At 49.5% G+C, this 19,016-nt stretch carries 19 protein-coding genes; 14 read left to right on the top strand and 5 right to left on the bottom strand.

From position 1 onward, the window contains the following. Positions 1 to 467 precede the first annotated feature (467 nt). Positions 468 to 1,262: a tetratricopeptide repeat protein gene (locus H6F68_RS20190; protein ID WP_190561684.1), complete on the top strand. Its 795-nt coding sequence runs from the start codon at positions 468 to 470 to the stop codon at positions 1,260 to 1,262. A 59-nt stretch (positions 1,263 to 1,321) separates the two neighbouring features. On the opposite strand, the gene H6F68_RS20185 is transcribed toward H6F68_RS20190, so the two are convergent. Next, on the bottom strand, positions 1,322 to 1,750 hold the full coding sequence (locus tag H6F68_RS20185; protein WP_190561682.1) for a hypothetical protein: 429 nt from the start codon (positions 1,748 to 1,750) through the stop codon (positions 1,322 to 1,324). 223 nt (positions 1,751 to 1,973) lie between these two features. Beyond that, positions 1,974 to 2,069, bottom strand: a complete 96-nt coding sequence (psaM, locus tag H6F68_RS20180; protein WP_190433706.1) for a photosystem I reaction center subunit XII — start codon at positions 2,067 to 2,069, stop codon at positions 1,974 to 1,976. 448 nt (positions 2,070 to 2,517) lie between these two features. On the opposite strand from psaM, the gene phoU reads away from it, so the two are divergent. From phoU to H6F68_RS20155, 5 genes are all read left to right on the top strand, one after another. After that, positions 2,518 to 3,174 carry a phosphate signaling complex protein PhoU gene (gene phoU, locus H6F68_RS20175; protein WP_190433708.1) on the top strand — a complete coding sequence of 219 codons (657 nt, stop codon included), beginning with the start codon at positions 2,518 to 2,520 and terminating at the stop codon, positions 3,172 to 3,174. A 703-nt stretch (positions 3,175 to 3,877) separates the two neighbouring features. Continuing rightward, entirely contained in the window at positions 3,878 to 6,226 is a 2,349-nt protein-coding gene (locus tag H6F68_RS20170; protein WP_190561680.1) for a ribonuclease R family protein, read from the top strand. Between the two features lie 18 nt (positions 6,227 to 6,244). Then, positions 6,245 to 6,877: a flavin prenyltransferase UbiX gene (locus H6F68_RS20165; protein WP_313930197.1), complete on the top strand. Its 633-nt coding sequence runs from the start codon at positions 6,245 to 6,247 to the stop codon at positions 6,875 to 6,877. Between the two features lie 112 nt (positions 6,878 to 6,989). Further along, positions 6,990 to 7,772, top strand: a complete 783-nt coding sequence (locus tag H6F68_RS20160; RefSeq protein WP_190561678.1) for a LapA family protein — start codon at positions 6,990 to 6,992, stop codon at positions 7,770 to 7,772. Between the two features lie 126 nt (positions 7,773 to 7,898). Continuing rightward, entirely contained in the window at positions 7,899 to 8,330 is a 432-nt protein-coding gene (locus H6F68_RS20155; RefSeq protein WP_190434389.1) for a hypothetical protein, read from the top strand. Between the two features lie 122 nt (positions 8,331 to 8,452). Here H6F68_RS20155 and H6F68_RS20150 read toward each other — a convergent pair whose 3' ends face one another. Further along, entirely contained in the window at positions 8,453 to 9,652 is a 1,200-nt protein-coding gene (locus tag H6F68_RS20150; protein WP_190561676.1) for a hypothetical protein, read from the bottom strand. A gap of 170 nt (positions 9,653 to 9,822) precedes the next feature. Continuing rightward, complete coding sequence (locus tag H6F68_RS20145) at positions 9,823 to 11,094, bottom strand: hypothetical protein (RefSeq protein ID WP_199300178.1); 1,272 nt, start codon at positions 11,092 to 11,094, stop codon at positions 9,823 to 9,825. Positions 11,095 to 11,358: 264 nt separating this feature from the next. Between H6F68_RS20145 and H6F68_RS20140 the strand changes: the two genes are divergently transcribed. The 4 genes from H6F68_RS20140 to H6F68_RS20125 all read left to right on the top strand — a co-directional run bounded on the left by H6F68_RS20140 (position 11,359) and on the right by H6F68_RS20125 (position 14,998). Further along, positions 11,359 to 11,919: a shikimate kinase gene (locus H6F68_RS20140; protein ID WP_190554713.1), complete on the top strand. Its 561-nt coding sequence runs from the start codon at positions 11,359 to 11,361 to the stop codon at positions 11,917 to 11,919. A gap of 110 nt (positions 11,920 to 12,029) precedes the next feature. Then, complete coding sequence (gene argB / locus H6F68_RS20135) at positions 12,030 to 12,923, top strand: acetylglutamate kinase (protein WP_190433721.1); 894 nt, start codon at positions 12,030 to 12,032, stop codon at positions 12,921 to 12,923. Between the two features lie 5 nt (positions 12,924 to 12,928). Next, positions 12,929 to 13,948, top strand: coding sequence for a carboxylesterase (locus tag H6F68_RS20130; protein ID WP_190561674.1), 1,020 nt, complete (start codon positions 12,929 to 12,931; stop codon positions 13,946 to 13,948). Positions 13,949 to 13,969: 21 nt separating this feature from the next. After that, positions 13,970 to 14,998, top strand: coding sequence for a carboxylesterase (locus H6F68_RS20125; protein WP_190561672.1), 1,029 nt, complete (start codon positions 13,970 to 13,972; stop codon positions 14,996 to 14,998). Here H6F68_RS20125 and H6F68_RS20120 read toward each other — a convergent pair. Beyond that, positions 14,995 to 15,456 (bottom strand): hypothetical protein, encoded by a 462-nt coding sequence (locus H6F68_RS20120; RefSeq protein ID WP_190561671.1) that lies wholly within the window; start codon positions 15,454 to 15,456, stop codon positions 14,995 to 14,997. The two genes, H6F68_RS20125 and H6F68_RS20120, sit on opposite strands and share 4 nt — an antisense overlap. A 298-nt stretch (positions 15,457 to 15,754) precedes the next feature. Here H6F68_RS20120 and H6F68_RS20115 point away from each other — a divergent pair, with 298 nt between their 5' ends. The 4 genes from H6F68_RS20115 (at position 15,755) to H6F68_RS20100 (ending at position 18,891) form a co-directional block, all read left to right on the top strand. Continuing rightward, positions 15,755 to 16,288, top strand: a complete 534-nt coding sequence (locus H6F68_RS20115; protein WP_190433726.1) for a hypothetical protein — start codon at positions 15,755 to 15,757, stop codon at positions 16,286 to 16,288. A gap of 65 nt (positions 16,289 to 16,353) precedes the next feature. Next, entirely contained in the window at positions 16,354 to 17,265 is a 912-nt protein-coding gene (locus H6F68_RS20110) for a DUF3153 domain-containing protein (RefSeq protein ID WP_190554709.1), read from the top strand. Positions 17,266 to 17,303: 38 nt separating this feature from the next. Next, entirely contained in the window at positions 17,304 to 18,392 is a 1,089-nt protein-coding gene (locus H6F68_RS20105; RefSeq protein WP_190561669.1) for an AI-2E family transporter, read from the top strand. Positions 18,393 to 18,540: 148 nt separating this feature from the next. Then, the gene (locus tag H6F68_RS20100; protein WP_190433729.1) at positions 18,541 to 18,891 is read left to right on the top strand and encodes a lipopolysaccharide assembly LapA domain-containing protein; all 351 of its coding nucleotides are present in this window, start codon (positions 18,541 to 18,543) and stop codon (positions 18,889 to 18,891) included. Positions 18,892 to 19,016 lie beyond the last annotated feature (125 nt).

Genomic DNA, 19,016 nt, shown 5'->3' with positions numbered 1-19,016 from the left:
GAAGATTTGGATTGGCACTGCCAATTTCAACGGAATTGAAAAATTTCAAGGAGCTACGCATCACAGTTCGTTAAAGTGCGATCGCAGGTAAGCTCCATAGGAATTTTAGCTCGGTTAAGCCTTCTGGCCACGTCCATCCCCGAGGCGTGTCGAACAGTTAGATTTTTAACTGCTAATGCTGTGTTCAGGCAAGGTATGCGGGGCACTTCAGAAATTGGCTGAGTTGCTCTTGTAGTCTTGCTATAAGTTCTCAGCATTGTTTTCAGTATTAAGGGTGTCTATTCTGTCACTTGCTCGGCATCAGTCTTAGGAGACAGCTTCAAAGCTAAGGCTTGCGAGTTTAACGTCTGGAAATCATGACTTAAGACACATCGGTAAGTGACACACGGATAGAGCAACAATTGCGGCCAACTGGATATCGTGAGTCTACAAGCCCAGAGATACGGTCACTGATTCAGGAGAAGAGTATGAGTAGTCGTTCGGCTTTCAACCCTCAAGGCAGCGCTCAGCGTCGGCGTCAGGGCTCAACTCTAGCTTCTGTGGCTGGGCAAGCAAATATTAGCACTGGCGTCGGGCAGGTGGGTCCTCATCGGCGGCAAGGCAACCAACTGCGTCTAACCGGGACTCCATCTCCTCGTTCCAGCGGAAGGCCTGAGGTACACACTGATGAGCAAGACCAACAATTACGACAGCAAGCGATCGCCGCAGCGCAGCAAGGTTACTACGAGGTAGCAATTGATCTACTGAGTGAATTGCTAGAGCGGCACCAAGCTAGTGCTACAGATTACAACAACCGGGGTTTGGTCTACTTTCAAAGCGGACAAAGCGAAAAAGCGATCGCAGACTACAACCAAGCCATTGAACTAAATCCCAAGCTCGCTAGCGTCTACAACAATCGAGCCAACTACTATGCAGCTCAAGGTCAATTAGCTGAGGCGATCGCAGACTACGGAGTTGCTATTGACCTAAATCCGGGCAACACTCGCGCTTGGATCAACCAAGGAATTACTTTTCGGCAGCTAGAGATGTATGAGCAAGCGATCGGCAACTTTGAGCTAGCGCTGCACTTCGGCCAGCTCGAGGGCCACATTTACGCCGAGCGGGGCCGCACGTTCCACATCATGGGGGATTGGAACTGCGCGATCGCTGACTACCAGAAAGCTCTACAAATTCTGCTTCTGACCCATACCGAATCTGCACAGCGACTCCGCCAGCAAGTGGAGAATTGGCTCAACGACCTTCTCAGTCCCCTAAGAGCGTAGCCAAAGCTACCTCCTCGCGATCTAGCTAAGTTAAACCCCAGACTCCAGCGACTCCACCTCTAGGGAGTAACCTCGTCGGTATCAGCCAAATCGGCCACATTCGTCCACACGACCTGTAGCTGCTTTGGGTCTACCCGATTGCTTTGTTCCTGCATAAGTGCTTTTGTCTGCTGTGGATCAAAGTGGCGACTAAAGTCGTCTCGTAAGCGATTCACTCGCCCTTCAGTCACATTGACTTCAGCTCGAATTTCTTGCAACTTCTCTTGCTGCGATAACTGGTAAGGCAAAATCCGCATCAACGTAGAGACAGCAGCAACAGATAATGTGACGTTCACAGCTAACTTCAGCGTTGTTTCCATCACAAGACCAACAGGTAGCTTCGTGGCTGCTTTGGCAGGTTTGCGCCGCTGGCGCGGATTAGGCGGAGTAGCCAGCCGCAAATGGTTGCTAGTTCTTAAAGGGGGGCTTGAGGGTTGAATCGCGTTCATACGGAGTGGGGTGACGTAAAACCTTGAATGTGACGCACCTTTGCTACCCAGGCTCAATGGTAGGTTCAGATCAACCAATTCCATAGCACCCAAAAGCTCCAATTGGAGACTATCTCAGCAGCAAAGCCTAGTTGCTATCAGACAATCTACACTAAATTTCTAAGATTGCCCGGAGGTTTTGACCCCACCCCTAAGATAGGCTCCAATCGCTCAATTTGCGAGCTTACTTATACAGTTCGGTGGCTAACCGGAAAGCCATAATCCCTGGGATCAAAGCAACGACTAGCGCAACGTAGACTTGGGTATCTGATATAGACATGTTTGAAAACTCCATATTTTGAGGTTGCTAGTTCACCAATTTCGGCCAAATTCCTGGCTTCTGGAACAACTTGTTACATGATGTAACAAAAAATCAGCTAAAGCTGCGATCGCAGCCTGGTCTACTTCTAAGCATAGTTAAGGCTGCAAAACCTAGCTCCAGTCGGTTCTGCAACTAGTCGCAGAAGCACAGCCGATACACTCTCAACAAAGAGTTCTAAATGAACAGTTAGTGCTGAAGAGAAACTGCATGCTTACAAATGCTGCTTATAGCGGCTGGAGCCAAAATGCTTTGATTTAGAGCGATCGTGACTACATCTTTCTAAGTTTTAGGTGGCTATACTTAAGCTATTTCAATGAGATAAATCATCTTTGCAAAACTCGAAAGCCCAGCCTTCGAGGCAAAGTTTAATAAAATCTACATATTTTTAAGATTGGTAACTGTTTCGTTGGAAAGCCAAAGATCTGTCCGAACCCATTTCGATCGCCAGCTTAAACGCCTGCAACGGGACGTTCTACGTATGGGTGCCTTGGTAGAAAAATCCTGTCGCTTAGCCCGCCAGGCTTTATTTGAGCGAGATTTAGAAGCCGCTGAGCGGATCAGTCAGCAAGACAAACAGATTGATCAGCTCTACCGCCAAATAGAACTAGATTGCGTCAGCATGATGGCACTACAAGCCCCTGTGACCCAGGACTTACGAATGATTAGTGCCTTAATGCAGTTGGTGCGAGACTTGGAGCGGATCGGCGACTACGCTGAGGACTTGGGGGAAATTGCGGTTAAGTTGTTCCCTTACCCAATTCATCCCTGCATGGAGCGAGTGCAACTCATGCTAGACCGCTGCCAAGCCATGCTCGCCATGAGTTTGGCTGCTTTGTCTGATCTAGATGCAGAGTCAGGTCTGGATTTGAAGACAAAGGATGATGCGGTCGATTCAGATTACCAAGATTTATACGACCTCCTAGCGCATCAAACTGATCTTCGAGGCGTCGTAGAGCCAACGGTTTTGTTGGTTTTAGTGATTCGTCACTTAGAACGAATGGCTGATCACGCAACTAATATTGGCAAGCGTGTCGCTTACATTGTGACTGGACAGCGTTATTAGGAACTGGACAAGGAATCATTTAGGACTGCCATAGTCTGATGAAAAAGAGTGTTTCTTGGTTCTAAAGACGTAATTCTGATGAGAGATTTGATGAATAGCGTTTGACAGGTTTACATTCAGTGCGAAAGTATTAAATAGAGTGTGTACAGTGCCAAGGTAGACGCAATTAAAGCACTGGAACATTGTCAACCCGAATCTAGCGTTCGTTACTCCTGCCTCCTACAACGTCTCGATGTACTATGGCTGTCCTTTCATCTAGCTGGTAGCTCCAGAAACGTAACTCTAGAGCACTAATCAATGAAGAGATGGTATTCCCCAGACCCTGTCAAAAAGCAAGTTCGCGCTGTTGCGGCTGCTATGTCTAGGGCAGGATCGAGGTTCATCAGCTGTGGATGACCTAGGGCTTAGTAAATGCAAGGAGCTGAGTGACTGGCATACCTGAGCTGCAAGGCATGGGTTGGCGTGCGATGTAAGCTGTATTGCCTGTATAAATGCGAAGCGTTGTATTGATGCAGGTTTACAGCAAGTGACATCGTTAGGTGCCTATTCGAAAACTCTATTGAGTTTTTGAAATTCAAAGCCCCTCCGGGGTTTTCGGATAGGTTCTAGGTAAATCGGGGATAACACAGGCTAAGCGATGCCTGGGTCATCACAGCAAGGGTGAGAGAACCGAATCAACAGAAATTTAAGGACCTATCGCTACATGGAATTTTCGATCGCGGCACTGTTAGCAAATTTCGCGGATGACAAACTGATTGCCCCTAAAGTCTTGGAAAAGAAGCTGAACTGCCAAGACGATGCGGGTCTGCGTAAGCTCCAAATTGCCCTAGATGCCCTGGAAAAGGTGGGCATTTTGGTAAAAGAGCGAGGCAAATACCGTCGGGTCTGGGAAGAAGGCGTCGTTGAGGGCAAACTGCGCTGTTCTAGCAAAGGGTTTTGCTTCGCGATTCAGGATGAAGAAGGAGCAGAAGACATCTACGTCCGCGAGAGCCAACTCAGCAACGCTTGGAACGGCGATCGCGTCTTGGTCAGAGTCACCAAGGAAGGCAGCCGTCGTCGCAGCCCGGAAGGGGAAGTGCGGCTAATTTTAGAGCGGGCCAATAGCTCAGTGCTGGCGCGGGTAAAGCAATCGGAAAAAGGCTATCAAGCGGTGCCCCTAGACGATCGCTTGCTGTTTGAATTGCACTTGAAGACCAATGGAGTAGATCTAGAAGCCGCCCTGGATCATCTAGTTCATGTTGAAGTGCAGCGCTACCCCTTGGGACAGCAACCTCCCTTAGGAAAAGTGACGCAAGTTCTAGGCAGTGATGCTCAGTCAGCCGCAGATACCGATATTGTCAGCTGCAAGTACGATTTGCGTCGAGAGTTTCCCCCCGCAGTCCTGAAAGCTGCGGAAGCGCTACCTAAGAAGCTCAAAGCCGCCGACTTAAAAAACCGCTTAGATCTCCGCGATCGCTTAGCCTTAGCCTTGAAAGCAGACAGCACCCAGCAACCTGTCGATGGTTGTGATGATGCCCTCACTTTGGAAAAGACCGAGGAAGGCAACTGGCGCTTAGGGGTGCATATTGCAGATGTGTCTCACTATATCCAGGCTGGCTCACCGCTGGATATTGAGGCGCAGAAGCGGGGCATTTCAGTTTATTTGGGAGACGTGGTGCTACCGATGTTGCCCGATGCAGCGGCGCAATTGTGCTGCCTAGTACCAGGACAAGATCGCCTTGCCATCTCCTTACTCTTTACCGTTAGTCCTGAAGGCCAAGTGGTTGAGCATGAGCTGCAACCCACTGTGCTCCAGGTGGACCATCAACTCAGTTATCAGCAAGTGCAGACAATTCTAGAGCGCCAGCAGCCGCAGTCTGAGTCGCTAGATAGCCAAACGGCGGCTTTTGTCGAGTCACTGCCTGATGGAGTCAGGGAGATGGTCGATCAATTGGCGTTGCTCAGTCAGGCATTAAAAACTCAGCGTCGCCAGCGGGGTGCCTTTGAACTTAACTTGCCGCAAACCCGCTTCCACTACGACGACGAGGGAGCTTTAGGGGCAGTCATCGTCTCCTCCGACCTCTCGGCGCGAGCGATGGTAGTAGAGTTTATGCTGCTAGCGAACCAAGTCGTAGCAGCACATTTGCAAGCTCTGGGTGTACCTGGGATTTATCGAGTGCATCCCACGCCCAATGTCGGGGAGGTGCAAGAACTCATGAAGCTCGTCAGCAACATGGGCATTAACTTGCGCTTGGAGCAGGAAGATACCATTCAGCCGCAAGACTACCAAAACTTTACTCAGCAGTTTGCGGAGTCGCGAGCCGAAAAGGTGCTCACTTATCTGCTGCTGTCTACGCTCAAGCCTGCCGTTTATACCACGCATCCCCGACCGCATTTTGGTTTGGCGCTAGAGCAGGGATACACTCACTTCACTTCTCCCATGCGGCGCTACCCAGACTTGTTGGTGCATCGGGTGCTACAGAGTGTGTTTGAGCAAGGCCGCGATCGCCGTTCTACCCGTGCTAAGGACAGCGTCAACCTCCGAGACGGTTCTTGCTACGGCAAAATTAACTGGAATGTGTTGCCCCCAGAATTGCACCAAGACCTAGAGAGTCATATTGCCACCATCGTCAACAACTTGAGCGAGCGGGAGAAAGTGGCGCAAGAGGCGGAAGACGACTTAGAAGGTCTGAAAAAAGCTGGGTTCATGAAAGAACATACCGGCGAAATCTTCCAGGGCTTAATTACTGGAGTGCAATCCTACGGTTTCTTCGTCGAAATTGAAGATCTACTAGTCGAAGGTCTGGTACATGTCAGTTCCTTGAAGGATGACTGGTATGAGTACCGATCGCGGCAGCAGAAGCTAGTGGGTCGGAAGAACCGGAAGCAGTACCGTTTGGGCGATCGCGTGGAAGTCCAAGTGAAAAGCGTTGATTACTATCGCCAGCAAATTGACCTGATTGCTGTCGGTGGTGGTAGCGAAGCGTCTGAAGATGACTCCGACGAACCCGGAAGCAGTAATGCTGACCTGGGTTACGACGCTGACCCTGGTGCCCGTCATCTTGAAGAGTAAGGCTGAGTTCAAAAACCTGTGTCTAATTCTGTGGCTTCAGCCCTACCTCGGCCTCTGATTCTCGGCGTATCAGGGGCATCGGGTCTCATTTATGCCGTACGGGCACTCAAGTTTCTCTTGAGCGCAGATTATGCCATTGAACTGGTAGCCTCTAAAGCTACCTACATGGTTTGGCAAGCCGAGCAAGACATCCGGATGCCAGCCGAACCCTTGCAACAAGAACAGTTCTGGCGGCAGCAAGCGGGGGTTTTAACAGGTGGTCAACTGACTTGTCACTCAGCGGGCGATGTGGGAGCTAACATTGCCAGCGGCTCTTTTCGCACCTTAGGGATGTTGGTGATGCCTTGCAGTATGAGTACTGTCGCTAAATTAGCTGGGGGGTTGAGTTCGGATTTGTTAGAACGAGCTGCCGATGTCCAGCTCAAAGAAGGCCGCAAATTGGTAGTAGTTCCTCGTGAAACCCCCCTAAGCTTAATTCACCTCCGCAACTTGACCACTTTAGCGGAGGCAGGCGCTAGGATTGTCCCAGCTATCCCCGCTTGGTATCACCAGCCTCAAACGATCGAAGATTTAGTGGATTTTGTCGTAGCTCGCGCCCTAGATCAGTTTGAGCTGGATTGTGTACCGCTAAAGCGCTGGGAGGGGCACTGATGCCGCCATCATTGGCGCTAGGCAAGCTATAGGATGTAGGGTATAGGGTGTGTAAGGTCGAGCTGGCAATATTAACAAGTAGAAGACAATTTAGAGCTGAGTGCTGAATAGCATGCCTGTGATCCGCCTCTTACTACTGCTATTGATTTTAGTAGCGTTAGCTGCATTTACCCTGCAAAATTGGGTATCTCAACTGCCGCTGGTCTTTCTCGGTAAGCAGACCTTGCTATTACCCCTCTCAGTCTGGGTTTTAGGGGCGATCGCGGCTGGAGCACTTACGACGTTGCTGCTAACGGGGCTTTTCCAGTTATCCAACACTCTAGCTGTCAAGAAAATGCGATCGCGGGTCGCTACTGCTTCGCGGCTAGAAACGGAAGCCGCCGCCTCGCGTTCTAGTTGGGATAGCAGCAGTCGCTCAGCTAGCGATCAAACTAGCTATACCAGTCCCACAGCAGATCGCTTTACTGATGAAACAGACTTTGGGGACGAGGAAGAGGAAACAGACCCCGTAGATCGCTCTGACTATAGTTCCAGCGATCAGCGCGATCGCACAAACTACGAAGTGCCCCAAGAACCAACCTCTAGTTATCGCTCTGGGTCATCTTACTCCTATAGCTACAAAGAGCCAAACACCTCTGGCGTAGGCCGATCTGAATCTGTCTATGATGCTGATTACCGAGTCATTATTCCACCGCCCCAACCGCTGGAAGAGACAGAAGATGACTACGGCTTTGAAGATGAAGATTTTGAGGATGAAACGCCTCGTGATGTTGAACGCCGTGACTGGGCAGAGCGTCCCGACAGGCAAGACCGGGGAGACTCCCAAAACGATGATTGGGGGGATCAAACCTGGCGAGACAAAGGTTGGGGCGATCGCTCAAAGTCTGATTGGTAGCGGCTTACCCCCTATCCCCAATCCACCCATTGGCTATTTCTACAGCGGCGAGTTTATATCGGCGGATTGATGTTCGTCCTGCATAAACAAGCAACACTGATGACGTTGCTCTATATGAGGATGTTTATGATTCGAGTTATTCGTCGTTTACAACAAATTCAATTACGCCAAGTTCTCAGTGCTTTTCTAGTCGGAATGACATTCTTTTTGAGCGCTGCTCTAGGTCAAATCAGCTATATCCCTTCTGCTCAAGCTGCTGCGACCCCTGAAGCTGCTCAATACAACCCGGATGGCAACAGCACTGGGACGGCTAGCGGCATCCAAATTGATACCAAAAATTCCAAAAAGAACCTTCAGGCAAACACCAAAGAGGCAGGTGGCTTCGTCGGCGCGATCAAAGATGCGGCTGAAAACGTAACTGAAAAGCTGAACTTGAATGAGCCTTTGCCTGAGAGCACCAAAGAGTTTTTAGATTCTGTGACGAACGATCCAGCAGAAGCGACACAAAATGGCTTAAAAGATGCAGCCGCTTTCCCTCAAGGTGGCTATAGCCACTAGTTCTAGATAAATTTACCTTTTTCAGCAAGCGATCGCTCTTGGCTTAAATCCAGGCAGGGCGATCGCTTTTTTTCACTCAATTTAGGCAATTTAGGATTAATTTAACCCATAGTTCAAGTTCCTTAACCTACTAGAAACGTTCCAGGGCCCTCGGAAATCACCGATAAGAAATCTGTGTAACCTTCCACAACACCAACCAAGTCACCGGATGTAGTAGAGAGGGTTAAACTACCGTTCACTACTTGCTGAACGTACACTTCGGGAGAGCCTGCTAACTGGATATAATCGCTTTGGATGTCAAAGCTTCGGATAAAGGCATAATCACTGTTGCCATTTCCGAGGTATAACTGCACAGGACCAAATGCGTCCTCCAGTCCAAGAATGTAGGTATTAGATTCGCTACCTCCAATTAAATAATCGATCTCGCCAGTTCCTAAGCTTTGCACTATACCTGTTCCTGGGTCTTCACTTACTCCTAGCAATTCAGAGTTAACACCGAAACTGACAATAGTATCGTCTCCATCCGTTCCCGTGAAGAAACCTGTTCGGTGTGGCTCGAATTGGCCAAAGATGCGATAGTGGTCCTCACCAGAGCTAAACGCGCCAGCTTGGATCGCATTATTCACGTCAGGATTAGCTGAACGATAGAGGTATTCATCAAAGCTAGTGCCAGAACGGCCTTCTTCTTCGCCATATTCAGCAAAGTGAGCCAACCCAGAACTGAAAAAGCCCGCAGCAACGGCATTCTCTACATCCGGGTTGTCACGCAGGTAAAAGCCTTCATTAAAGAAAGTGCCGCCGGAGCGATTCTCACCTAAACCATGATTCAGGTAATGCTGTAACCCAGAACTAAAGAAGCCCGCAGCAACGGCATTTGCTACGTCGGGATATTTTTGTAAATAATATTGCTCGTTATACAATGCCTCGAAGCGGCCTTCATCAAAGCCAAATTGCTCGAAGTGACTGAAACCAGAACTAAAGAAGCCCGCAGCAACGGCATTTGCTACATCGGGATATCTGCTTAAGTAAGCTTGCTCATTGAATGTCCCATACAAGCCAAAGCGTCCTTCGTCTTCACCATAGGCCATGTAATGCACTAAACCAGAGCTAAAGAAACCCGAGGCAACCGCATTGGCTACATCTGGATTTGCTTGCAAGTACAGGCTCTCGTTATACAGCGGGGAAACGGAAACCCGCCCTTCGGCAAATCCGAATGTATTGAAGTGGTCAGCACCAGATTCAAAAAATCCCGCAGCAACGGCATCCGCTACATCTGGGTTAGTGGCAAGATAATATTCCTCATCAAAAATATCAAAGGTCATGATGTCACCCGAAAGTACTGATTAAGACATCAAAGCTAGATATTTCTATTTCGGAATTTACGGAGGAATTTTTGCAGAGCCTACGCAATCTCACAAATATAGTTTTGCGTAAGCGATCGCTCCTTTATTGCGCTTAAGCAGTGATCTTGCTCTGGGTATCAACAATCTCGCTAAACCTGCACCAACCCCAACAAGAAAGTGCCAGAGATAGCTCCAGGGCCAATGGATGCAAGCGAACCAACGCCCTCAACAATGCCAATCAAATCATTAGTCGCGGTTGCAATGTTCAAGCTTCCGTCAACAACTTGAAAATTGTACTGACTAGGCTCACCCGCCAGAACAATAGCATCCTCAGCTACATCAAAATTCTTGATTAGCGCAAAGTCAGCATTACCGCCCCCGACATAAAAGGTTGTAGGAGTCGAATTGGATGGAGTCATGCCAAACCCCAGATAAAACTCATCAACCGCAGCCTCGCCGATTAAAGTATCCACTTCACCGACGCCAAAGCTGCCTAAAATAGCATCCTGTAAGTCTCCAGCACTAGCTGCAACCTGGCCCACCTCAACTCCCGTAATAGAGGCAATAAAGGTATTCTCGAAGCCAAAGTTATTGCTGTCAGCAGTCACAACATCATTGCCTCGACTGCCACTGAAGAGAGGGCTTCTAAACTCTTCAAGTTGCCCATACTGCAAGTAATGCTCTAGACCAGAGCTAAAGGCTCCAGTTTTAACAGCATCCGCCACATCTGGATAGAGAGCCAGATAAGCTAGCTCATTGAATGTAGTACCAGAACGATTCTCGGTTTCTCCAAACTGGGCAAAGTGGGCCAAACCAGAACTAAAGATTCCAGCAGCAACTGCATTTGCCACATCAGGGTATCTACGTAGGTAGAAACCTTCATTGAATAAAGTTCCGCCCGATCGCCCTTCAGTGAAACCAAATTGCAAAAAGTGCTGCGATCCAGAACTAAAAATACCTGTCTGCACCGCATTGGCGACATCTGGATACTTCTGCAAGTAATACTGCTCATTAAATAGAGCAGCAAAGCGACCTTCCTCAAGACCAAACTGCACTAAGTGCTGAAACCCAGAACTAAAAATGCCTGACTGAACTGCATTCGCGACATCAGGATATCTTTGCAGATAAGCTTGCTCGTTATACAAGCCCAATAATCCAAACCGGCTTTCTGTTTCGCCATACAAAATGTAGTGCTGCAATCCAGACCTTAAGCTGCCAGTGGCAACCGCATTCGCCACGTCTGGGTTGGCTTCTAGGTACAGGCCTTCGTTGTAGAGAGGTGAAGCAGAAACGCGCCCTTCAGTAATCCCAAATAGTTGAAAGTGCTGTAGTCCAGAACTAAAGAAGCCTGCTTGAACCGCATTGGCTACGTCTGGGTTAGTAGCAAGATAGTACCGCTCGTCAAAAATATCGAAGCTCATCTATTACCTTAAAGATTTTATTGTAGTTTGAGTAAAATTACGTAGGAATCTTTTTAGTAATATCACATTTCAAGCAGAGCAGTAGAGACTTTAGGTTTCAGTAATCGATCGCCCCAGCCAGTCGGCGCTCAGGTGAGGCGAGATTTTAACGGTTTGTTTTACTGAAAGCAGTAAGCTACAGGAAGACCCCACAGAAGTAAATCTCATCAAGCGGTGCTTTAAGGGTGGTCTTGCTATTCCTCTTAACCTCATGAAATTAATCTCATGAATCAGTTGCTAAAAGGAGTCAATCTCTACCTCGTTGGGATGATGGGGGCTGGCAAAACAACGGTAGGACGCCTACTTGCAAAGGAGTTAGGCTACCACTTCTTCGATACAGACACGTTGATTGAGCAGTCCCAGAAAAAATCGATCAACGAAATCTTTGCGGAAACCGGAGAAGCGGCATTTCGGGATATTGAAACTGCTGTATTGGCCGAGCTATCGTCTTGTGTCAGATTGGCGATCGCGACAGGCGGAGGGATTGTACTCCAGCGCAAAAACTGGAGCTATCTGAGGCATGGCTTAGTTGTCTGGTTAGATGCTCCGGTAGAGGTGCTTTACAGCCGATTGCAAAACGATGCGACTCGCCCCTTATTACGAGAGACTGACTTAAAGGTAAAGTTGCAAAGCTTACTGGAGCAGCGCCAAGCTCTTTATGCCCAGGCTGATTTGCATCTGACTTTGCAGCCGGGAGAAACTCCAGAGCAAATCACTGCCAGAGTCATAGCAGAAATTCCTACAGTGCTTTGCCCAGAACGAAGGCCAGTCACTGAGCTAAATTAGTCAGCGATTGTTGATGAGCGATCGCATTTCGTTAGACTCCACGGCTTTCATTCCCACCCTTAGGGATATTAAGCTCTACTAGACCTGACTTTTCGCCCAATCCAGCCCTCATGGTTAACGACAGCGAATATTTTCGGCAAGAGGATGCAACCCGCGTCCGCATCCTCAGTGAAGCCTTACCTTACATTCAACAGTTTGCCGGACGCACCATCGTGATCAAATACGGTGGGGCCGCGATGAAAGATAGCAATCTCAAAGAGAAGGTGATGCGGGACATCGTCTTCATGGCTTGCGTCGGGATTCGGCCTGTAGTGGTGCATGGCGGTGGCCCAGAGATTAACACTTGGCTCGATAAGCTGGGGATTGAACCTCAGTTTAAGAATGGTCTGCGAGTCACCGATGCTGCCACGATGGACGTGGTGGAGATGGTCTTAGTCGGTCGGGTGAATAAAGAAATTGTCTCTTTGATTAATCAAGCGGGCGGCTGTGCAGTCGGGCTCTGCGGCAAAGACGGCAGCTTGGTCAAGGCACGTCCCGAAGGTCAAGCAGACATTGGCTTTGTCGGTGAGGTGAATAGCGTCAACGTACGGATTTTAGAATCGCTGCTGAAGGCAGGACATATTCCGGTCATCTCTAGCGTCGCAGCAGACGACACGGGGCAAGCTTATAACATCAATGCGGATACAGTTGCGGGAGAGCTAGCAGCGGCTCTCGGAGCCGAGAAGCTGATTCTGCTGACCGATACAGCCGGAATCTTGCACGATTATCATGACCCTTCCACCTTAATTGACAAGCTGGATATCCAAGAAGCGCGCCAGCTAATTGAATCTGGAGTGGTTTCTGGGGGCATGATTCCTAAAGTCAATTGTTGTGTGCGATCGCTGGCTCAAGGTGTAAAAGCGGCCCACATTATTGATGGCCGTCTGCCTCACTCCCTGCTGCTAGAAATCTTTACTGATGCTGGTATTGGCTCCATGCTCGTGGCTTCTGAGTTTATGAAGTAAGACGAATGATCACTTATTCTGAGCAAATTTCCGCGATCGCTCACCGAGCCCAGGCACGCGAAGATGCTTTGCCTGTACGAGACCCTGCTTGCCGTTCCCGCTTTTGGTTTCACCCGCGGCCCACTTCTAAGGTTTGCTTGTTCTTCCACGGGTTTACGGCAGGCCCCTACCAATTTGAGCCGATGGGTGAGGCCTTTTACCAAGCAGGCTACAACGTTCTGGTGCCCCTACAACCAGGGCACGGCATTGCTGGCGACTGGAATCGCGATCATCCGCCACCGCTTCCGACAGATGTGCTCATCTATCAAAATTTTGCCGTGGATTGGCTTCAGCAGGCCCAGTCTTTAGGGCAGCAAGTCATAGTGGGCGGACTCTCCAGCGGAGCCACCTTAGCGGCTTGGCTAGCCTCTGAGTACCCGCAGCAGATCGCTCGTGCCCTGCTGTTTGCGCCGTATCTGAGTGGCACGAATCGATTAGTCGATTTTTTGGTAGAAATTCTGCCTGTCTACTTTGAATGGTTGAACAAAGACGAGCCTGGGCATCATGGCTATGATGGCTTCCGGATTCCCACGCTGCGCCTGTTCTTGGATCTAGGCCAAGAGTTGCTCGACCGCGTGGCTCATCGCCCAGCCGCACCCATGTTTGTGATTTCTAGTGCCAGCGATCGCGCTACTAACCCTCAGGATCACCAAGCCTTGGCGCAAGCTGCCCGAACGCTTCAGCCTCAAACTTGGTATCACTGTCTGGACGAAGCCCTAGATATTCCACATACGATGATGACCCAAGCGGAGGGGAATGATTACCAAAACTTGCTGATCACCTTGGCAAAAGCTTTTGTGGAAAGCAACTTAACTTGGTCGGAGGTGTTGGCGATTGGCGATCGCTTGCTGCACGGAAACACGTTTGATGGTGCTGTAGCTGAGCTAAATCTTCAGCAACGCACGGCTGCGGAGTTGTCTGTGATGATGGCATTGCTCGACCTCAAGGCCATTGTTGCAGCGCACCAGGCTGAACTCAAACCCTAAAGAAACCAAACTGGCTGTTTTATGCCCAATTACTCTGCTACGATTGCCGCGATCGCCAAGCAAGCAAAAGCGCGGGAAGATGCTCTACCCCTGCGTCATGAAGCCTGCCGCTCCAAGTTCTGGTTTCACCCCCAACCCACCCAGCGAGTTTGCCTCTTCTTTCATGGCTTTACAGCCGCACCCTACCAGTTTCAGCCCATAGCTGAGGCGTTTTACAAAGCGGGTTACAACGTGTTGGTTCCTTTAATGCCAGGGCATGGCGTCACTGGCAATTGGGGGCCTGACAATCCTCCCCCGCTCCCAAGCGATCCAGCAATTTATAAGCAATTCGCCTTGCAATGGCTCCAGCAGGCACAAGCACTAGGAAAGCAGGTGATTGTCGGTGGCCTTTCAGGGGGAGGGACACTAGCAAATTGGCTGGCCTTCGAGCGATCGCAGCAGATTTATCGCACACTGCTATTCGCTCCCTACCTCAGTAGCAGCAGCAAAGTCATAGATTTGTTCGTGCAAAAGGCCAGTTCCTATTTTCAGTGGGAAAGCAAACCAGGGAGCGTTCCCGTTGGTTATTCTGGATTTTTGTTGCCGAACTTACGAGTTTTTCTGAATATTGGCCAAGAGGTGTTGACTCGCTCCAAGTCTCTAGATCCGGTGGCTCCCATGCTGATCATTTCTAGCGAGAGCGATCGCGCTGTCGGCAATAACGATCACAGAGCCATGTTTCGCGCTGTTCTACCACGGCAACCAAAAACTTGGTACCACCGCTTCGATCGCGTCCTCGACATCCCCCACACCATGATGACCAAGCAGGAAGGCAACGAGTACCAAAACCTACTGATCACGATGGCCAAGGCCTATACCGAAAGCAGCTTGGGCTGGAAGGACGTAGAAGAAATTGGCTACCGCATGACTCAAGGTAAGACCTTTAACGCAGTAGTAGCTGAGTTGAACTGGCAGAAACGAGTCTCGGCAGACATGCCTGCCATGATGACAATGGTAGATAAGCGAGAAATTGTCCTGGCCCGCAATAAGGCTGATGTTGGCGCTGACTAGAACGAAATACTAAAAGACCCCCGCACCCCAGGACGATACCGAGGTCGCTCGATAATCACGGGATTGACCAAGGTGGAGTTGTAGATGGGCGAGTTGACTACCACCGGATTCACCAAGGTAGAATTCACCACGCTGCCGTTGAGAATGTTCTGGCTCGTTCCACCCACAGCAGGATAGGGTGTAATACAGGGATGAAAACAGCCATAACCCACGGAACCATAGTTATTAGAAAAACTAGGTGAGCCGATCGCGGGACTCAAGAATAGGGGGTCGATCTGAGGTGGATGGTAAATCACATAATTAGGTGCTTGGTTGACTAAAATCACGCGCCTAATCGTCACTTTTTGACCTGCTACTACCGGAGCGGCACTTAGCAAAGAGCCACCAATGCTTACTAAAGCAAAGGTTGAAATTAAACTGAACTGGAAAGCAGACTGTAACTGAGAAGAGTGAGACATAAGGGTGACCCGAAAGTAGGAGCGATTGACTAAGCCAAAGCTGAACCTCAAGGCTGAACGTGGCGACACCCTGACAGGTATGAATTTCTCAAAGCAACTGATCGCTAGCTCTCAGATCTAGACTAACGCCCTTTGCTAGGATCTTGAAAGGTGCTTTACCGTAGCTTTAGATGGTAGAAAAAGCATCGAAGCTGCTCAGAAATGTAGCAGCTTCCAGATTTGTAGTGTGATTTAAGGCGAATAAGTTAAGCATGTTGATGCTTGGCCCAGTCCCAGTCCTGATCTAACTTTAAGAAGCGTGAGTTCAGAAAACCTAGAAATCGTTGAAGCTGAATACGAGGCTGGCAAAGCTACCTTTGAGCGAGGACAGTATCGCCAGTCGGTGCAGCATTTAGAAAAAGCTAGTGCTTTGGTCAACCGCACATCTCCTTTGGGTGGAGAGGTGCAAATGTGGTTGGTGACAGCCTATGAAGCCGCAGACCAGCGCCCCGAAGCGATCGCCCTGTGTCAGCAATTAACTCGGCACCCCGACTGGCAAACTCGCACCCAAAGTAAGCGCTTACTCTATATCCTAGAAGCCCCCAAACTAAATACTCGCCCTGAATGGTTGACCCAGATTCCCGATTTGGTAACCTTAGCGGAAAGCGATCCTAAAGATCGGCGAGGCAGTGCGGGAACGGCACCCGCGCGATCGCCGCGCAAAGTAACCGCAGCCGAAGAACCGGAGTCTCCTTTTAATCTCGGTCAAGCTAGCTCTAGAAATGCCAACTTTTTCTGGTTCGCCTTAGGGCTGATGGCGCTAATCTTGGGCAGTTTGTGGTGGTTTAGCTAAAAGCTGTTGCATACCTTAACTACAGACTAGTGCCGCTGCAACAGATACAGATAGGATGAGCAAGTATGGGAATCAACCTGGGAGTCAAGCCAGTGGGTAGAACGATCAAGCAGTCATCGCTCACAACTCGCCATTCAAGTCGGCCAACTCAGATAATCACAAAAACGGTCACAAAAGCGATCGCCCAAAAGCTAGGACAGCAGCTTAGGCGCTTTCGAGTGGTTTGGATGATGCTCTTAGCTTCCTTACTGCTTTCTGGTTGCGTTCAGTATGATGTCGGCATCAACTTCGAGAGTCCCAACCGGGGTGAAATCGTCCAACACATCAAGTTGGACGATCGCCTGACCAGCTTGAGTGGAGCCAGCGCCCAACAGTGGCTAGAGACAGTCGAACAGCGGACTCGGCGCTTAGGTGGCAAAATCCGCCGCAACTCTAACCAAGAAGTCACAGCCATCATCCCCTTCAGTAGTGGCGCTGATCTGAATACTAAATTCAACGAGTTTTTGCAGCCGTCAACCCAAAAAGGTACGGCGAAACGAGCCGAACCAGTTTTGCCTGAGATTACGTCAGACTTTCAGCTGTCGCAAAGTAACTTCTTGCTCCTGCTACGGAATCGCCTCAGTTATACTCTCGACTTGCGATCGCTCGGTGTCACGAGTGCCAATGGAGATTTGTTGGTAAGTCCTAGCTCATTATTAGACTTAGAGTTTCGGCTCAACACGCCTTGGGGAGCCCGCAGCATCGATACGGCAGCTAATGCCATTAGTGCGGAGCGTCGCCAGCAAGGTCATGAATTGATCTGGACGCTGAAGCCAGGCCAGATCAACCACTTAGAAGCAGCTTTTTGGCTACCGAGTCCGTTAGGAATTGGCACTGTGATCATCGTCTTTTTAGTGCTGGGTGGGTGGTACTTGAAGTATCAATCTCTGCCTGGACAAACAGCGGGTTCGACTCAAGTTCCTGCCTCAGAAGGTTAGTCAAACCCTGCTAGCTGCTGACTCACGGATTATCTACAATGCGCCGTTCAAACAATCTCCAGCGTTTGTTTCTATTGGGTTTGAGCGGCCCAATTGTAGCTCTGAACGTTTGGATTCTGTCGCAGGTTTTTCGCTACTTTGAGCACTCGATCACGCTGCTAGTAGTGGCGGCAATTTTGGCGTTTCTGCTCAACTATCCAGTGCAGATCTTGGAACGGACTCAAATTAGCCGTTCTCAAGCCGTGATCGCGGTTCTGCTGCTGGCACTGGCGCTGTTAGTCGTGCTGGGTGTAACCTTGGTCCCGATTTTGGTGGAGCAAGCCGCTCAGTTTGTGGACAAGCTTCCTGCGTCGCTAGCGGATAGCCAGCGTCATGTAGCTTCTTTAGACATTTGGGCGAAAGCACATCGTCTCCCGTTAGACCTCCAAGGTTTTAGCACTCGGATTAACAACCAAATCGAAAATCAGTTACAAGCCTTAGCCAGTCAAGCATTGGGTTTGGCAATCATAACGGTTTCGGGGCTATTCGACTTGGTTTTGGTGGTGGTGCTGGCCTTTTATATGCTGCTCTACGGCGATCGCATGTGGCAAGGCTTAGTCAACTTGTTGCCAGCCAGCATTGGTTTACCGCTCAGCGCCTCTCTGCGCCTGAATTTTCAAAACTTTTTCATCAGTCAGTTGTTGTTGGGATTTTTTATGTTCTCAACGCTGATTCCCATTTTCATCGGGCTGAGGGTGCCCTTTGCGCTGCTCTTTGCCCTGTTGATTGGCGTGGCTGAGCTAATTCCCTTTATTGGAGCGACGTTGGGAATTGGAATTGTGATCCTGCTAGTCATGTTTCAAGACTTTTGGCTCTCGCTACAGGTGGCCTTTGCCGCAATCTTGATGCAGCAGATTAAGGACAATGTTTTGGCTCCTAGATTGATGGGCAATTTCACCGGACTAAACCCCATTTGGATTTTTATCGCCATATTGATGGGGGCGCAAATTGCGGGATTACTCGGCGTTTTAGTCGCAGTTCCGATCGCAGGCACCATTAAGAGCACCATTGACGCAATTCGGGAGATCAACCGCCCCAAAGTAGTTACTACAGAAGTTTTGCCAGAAGAGAACCAGGTGCGCCGCTAATTCACTGAACCATACAGAACCATTCGATCGAGTGAGCAGGCTGCTAAGCTTTTCTTCAGATATCGGGTCTGAGATTTAAGTTACAGTCCTGATGATGCTTAAAAAACTTGTGAAGTTAGCCAGACCTGTGAAATTGAGGAGTTGATGAATGCGCCAGATTAACTTTTTAATCATCTTTGTCATTGCGCTAGCTTTGGTCTTGTTCAGTTTAGAAAATACCGAACCTGCCACCATTCATATTGTTCGAGATATCCAAATTCAGGCTCCCCTAGCCGTAGAACTGATTTTGGCCTTGGGCGTGGGTGCAGTACTGGCCTGGGTCTTCAGCGTTTGGGCCCAACTACAACACATGCTGGAAATTCGCAAAGGCTTGCAACAAGTTCAAGAGCGGGAGCAACGCATTGAAGAGCTAGAACAAGACCTCGATCGCTACAAAGCAGAACTTCAAAACCAGCAACCCCTACTGCCTGCGGTTGATTCTATGGCCCAAGAAGTCTAGACTGCTGGGAGGCTGGCTGGGATGTGGACTGCTGATTTGACTAACCCTGATAGTCTCTGGAGTTTGGTGGTGCCAGTGTTCTTGCTGGGCCTGATTGTCTTAGCGGCGGTTGCCTTTGTTCGCAT

It is taken from the genome of Trichocoleus sp. FACHB-262 (assembly GCF_014696035.1).
In the GTDB taxonomy this organism is placed as follows: Bacteria; Cyanobacteriota; Cyanobacteriia; order FACHB-46; family FACHB-46; genus Trichocoleus.
Note: the sequence above shows the minus strand (reverse complement) of the source record. Positions and strands in the feature narration are given on the sequence as shown.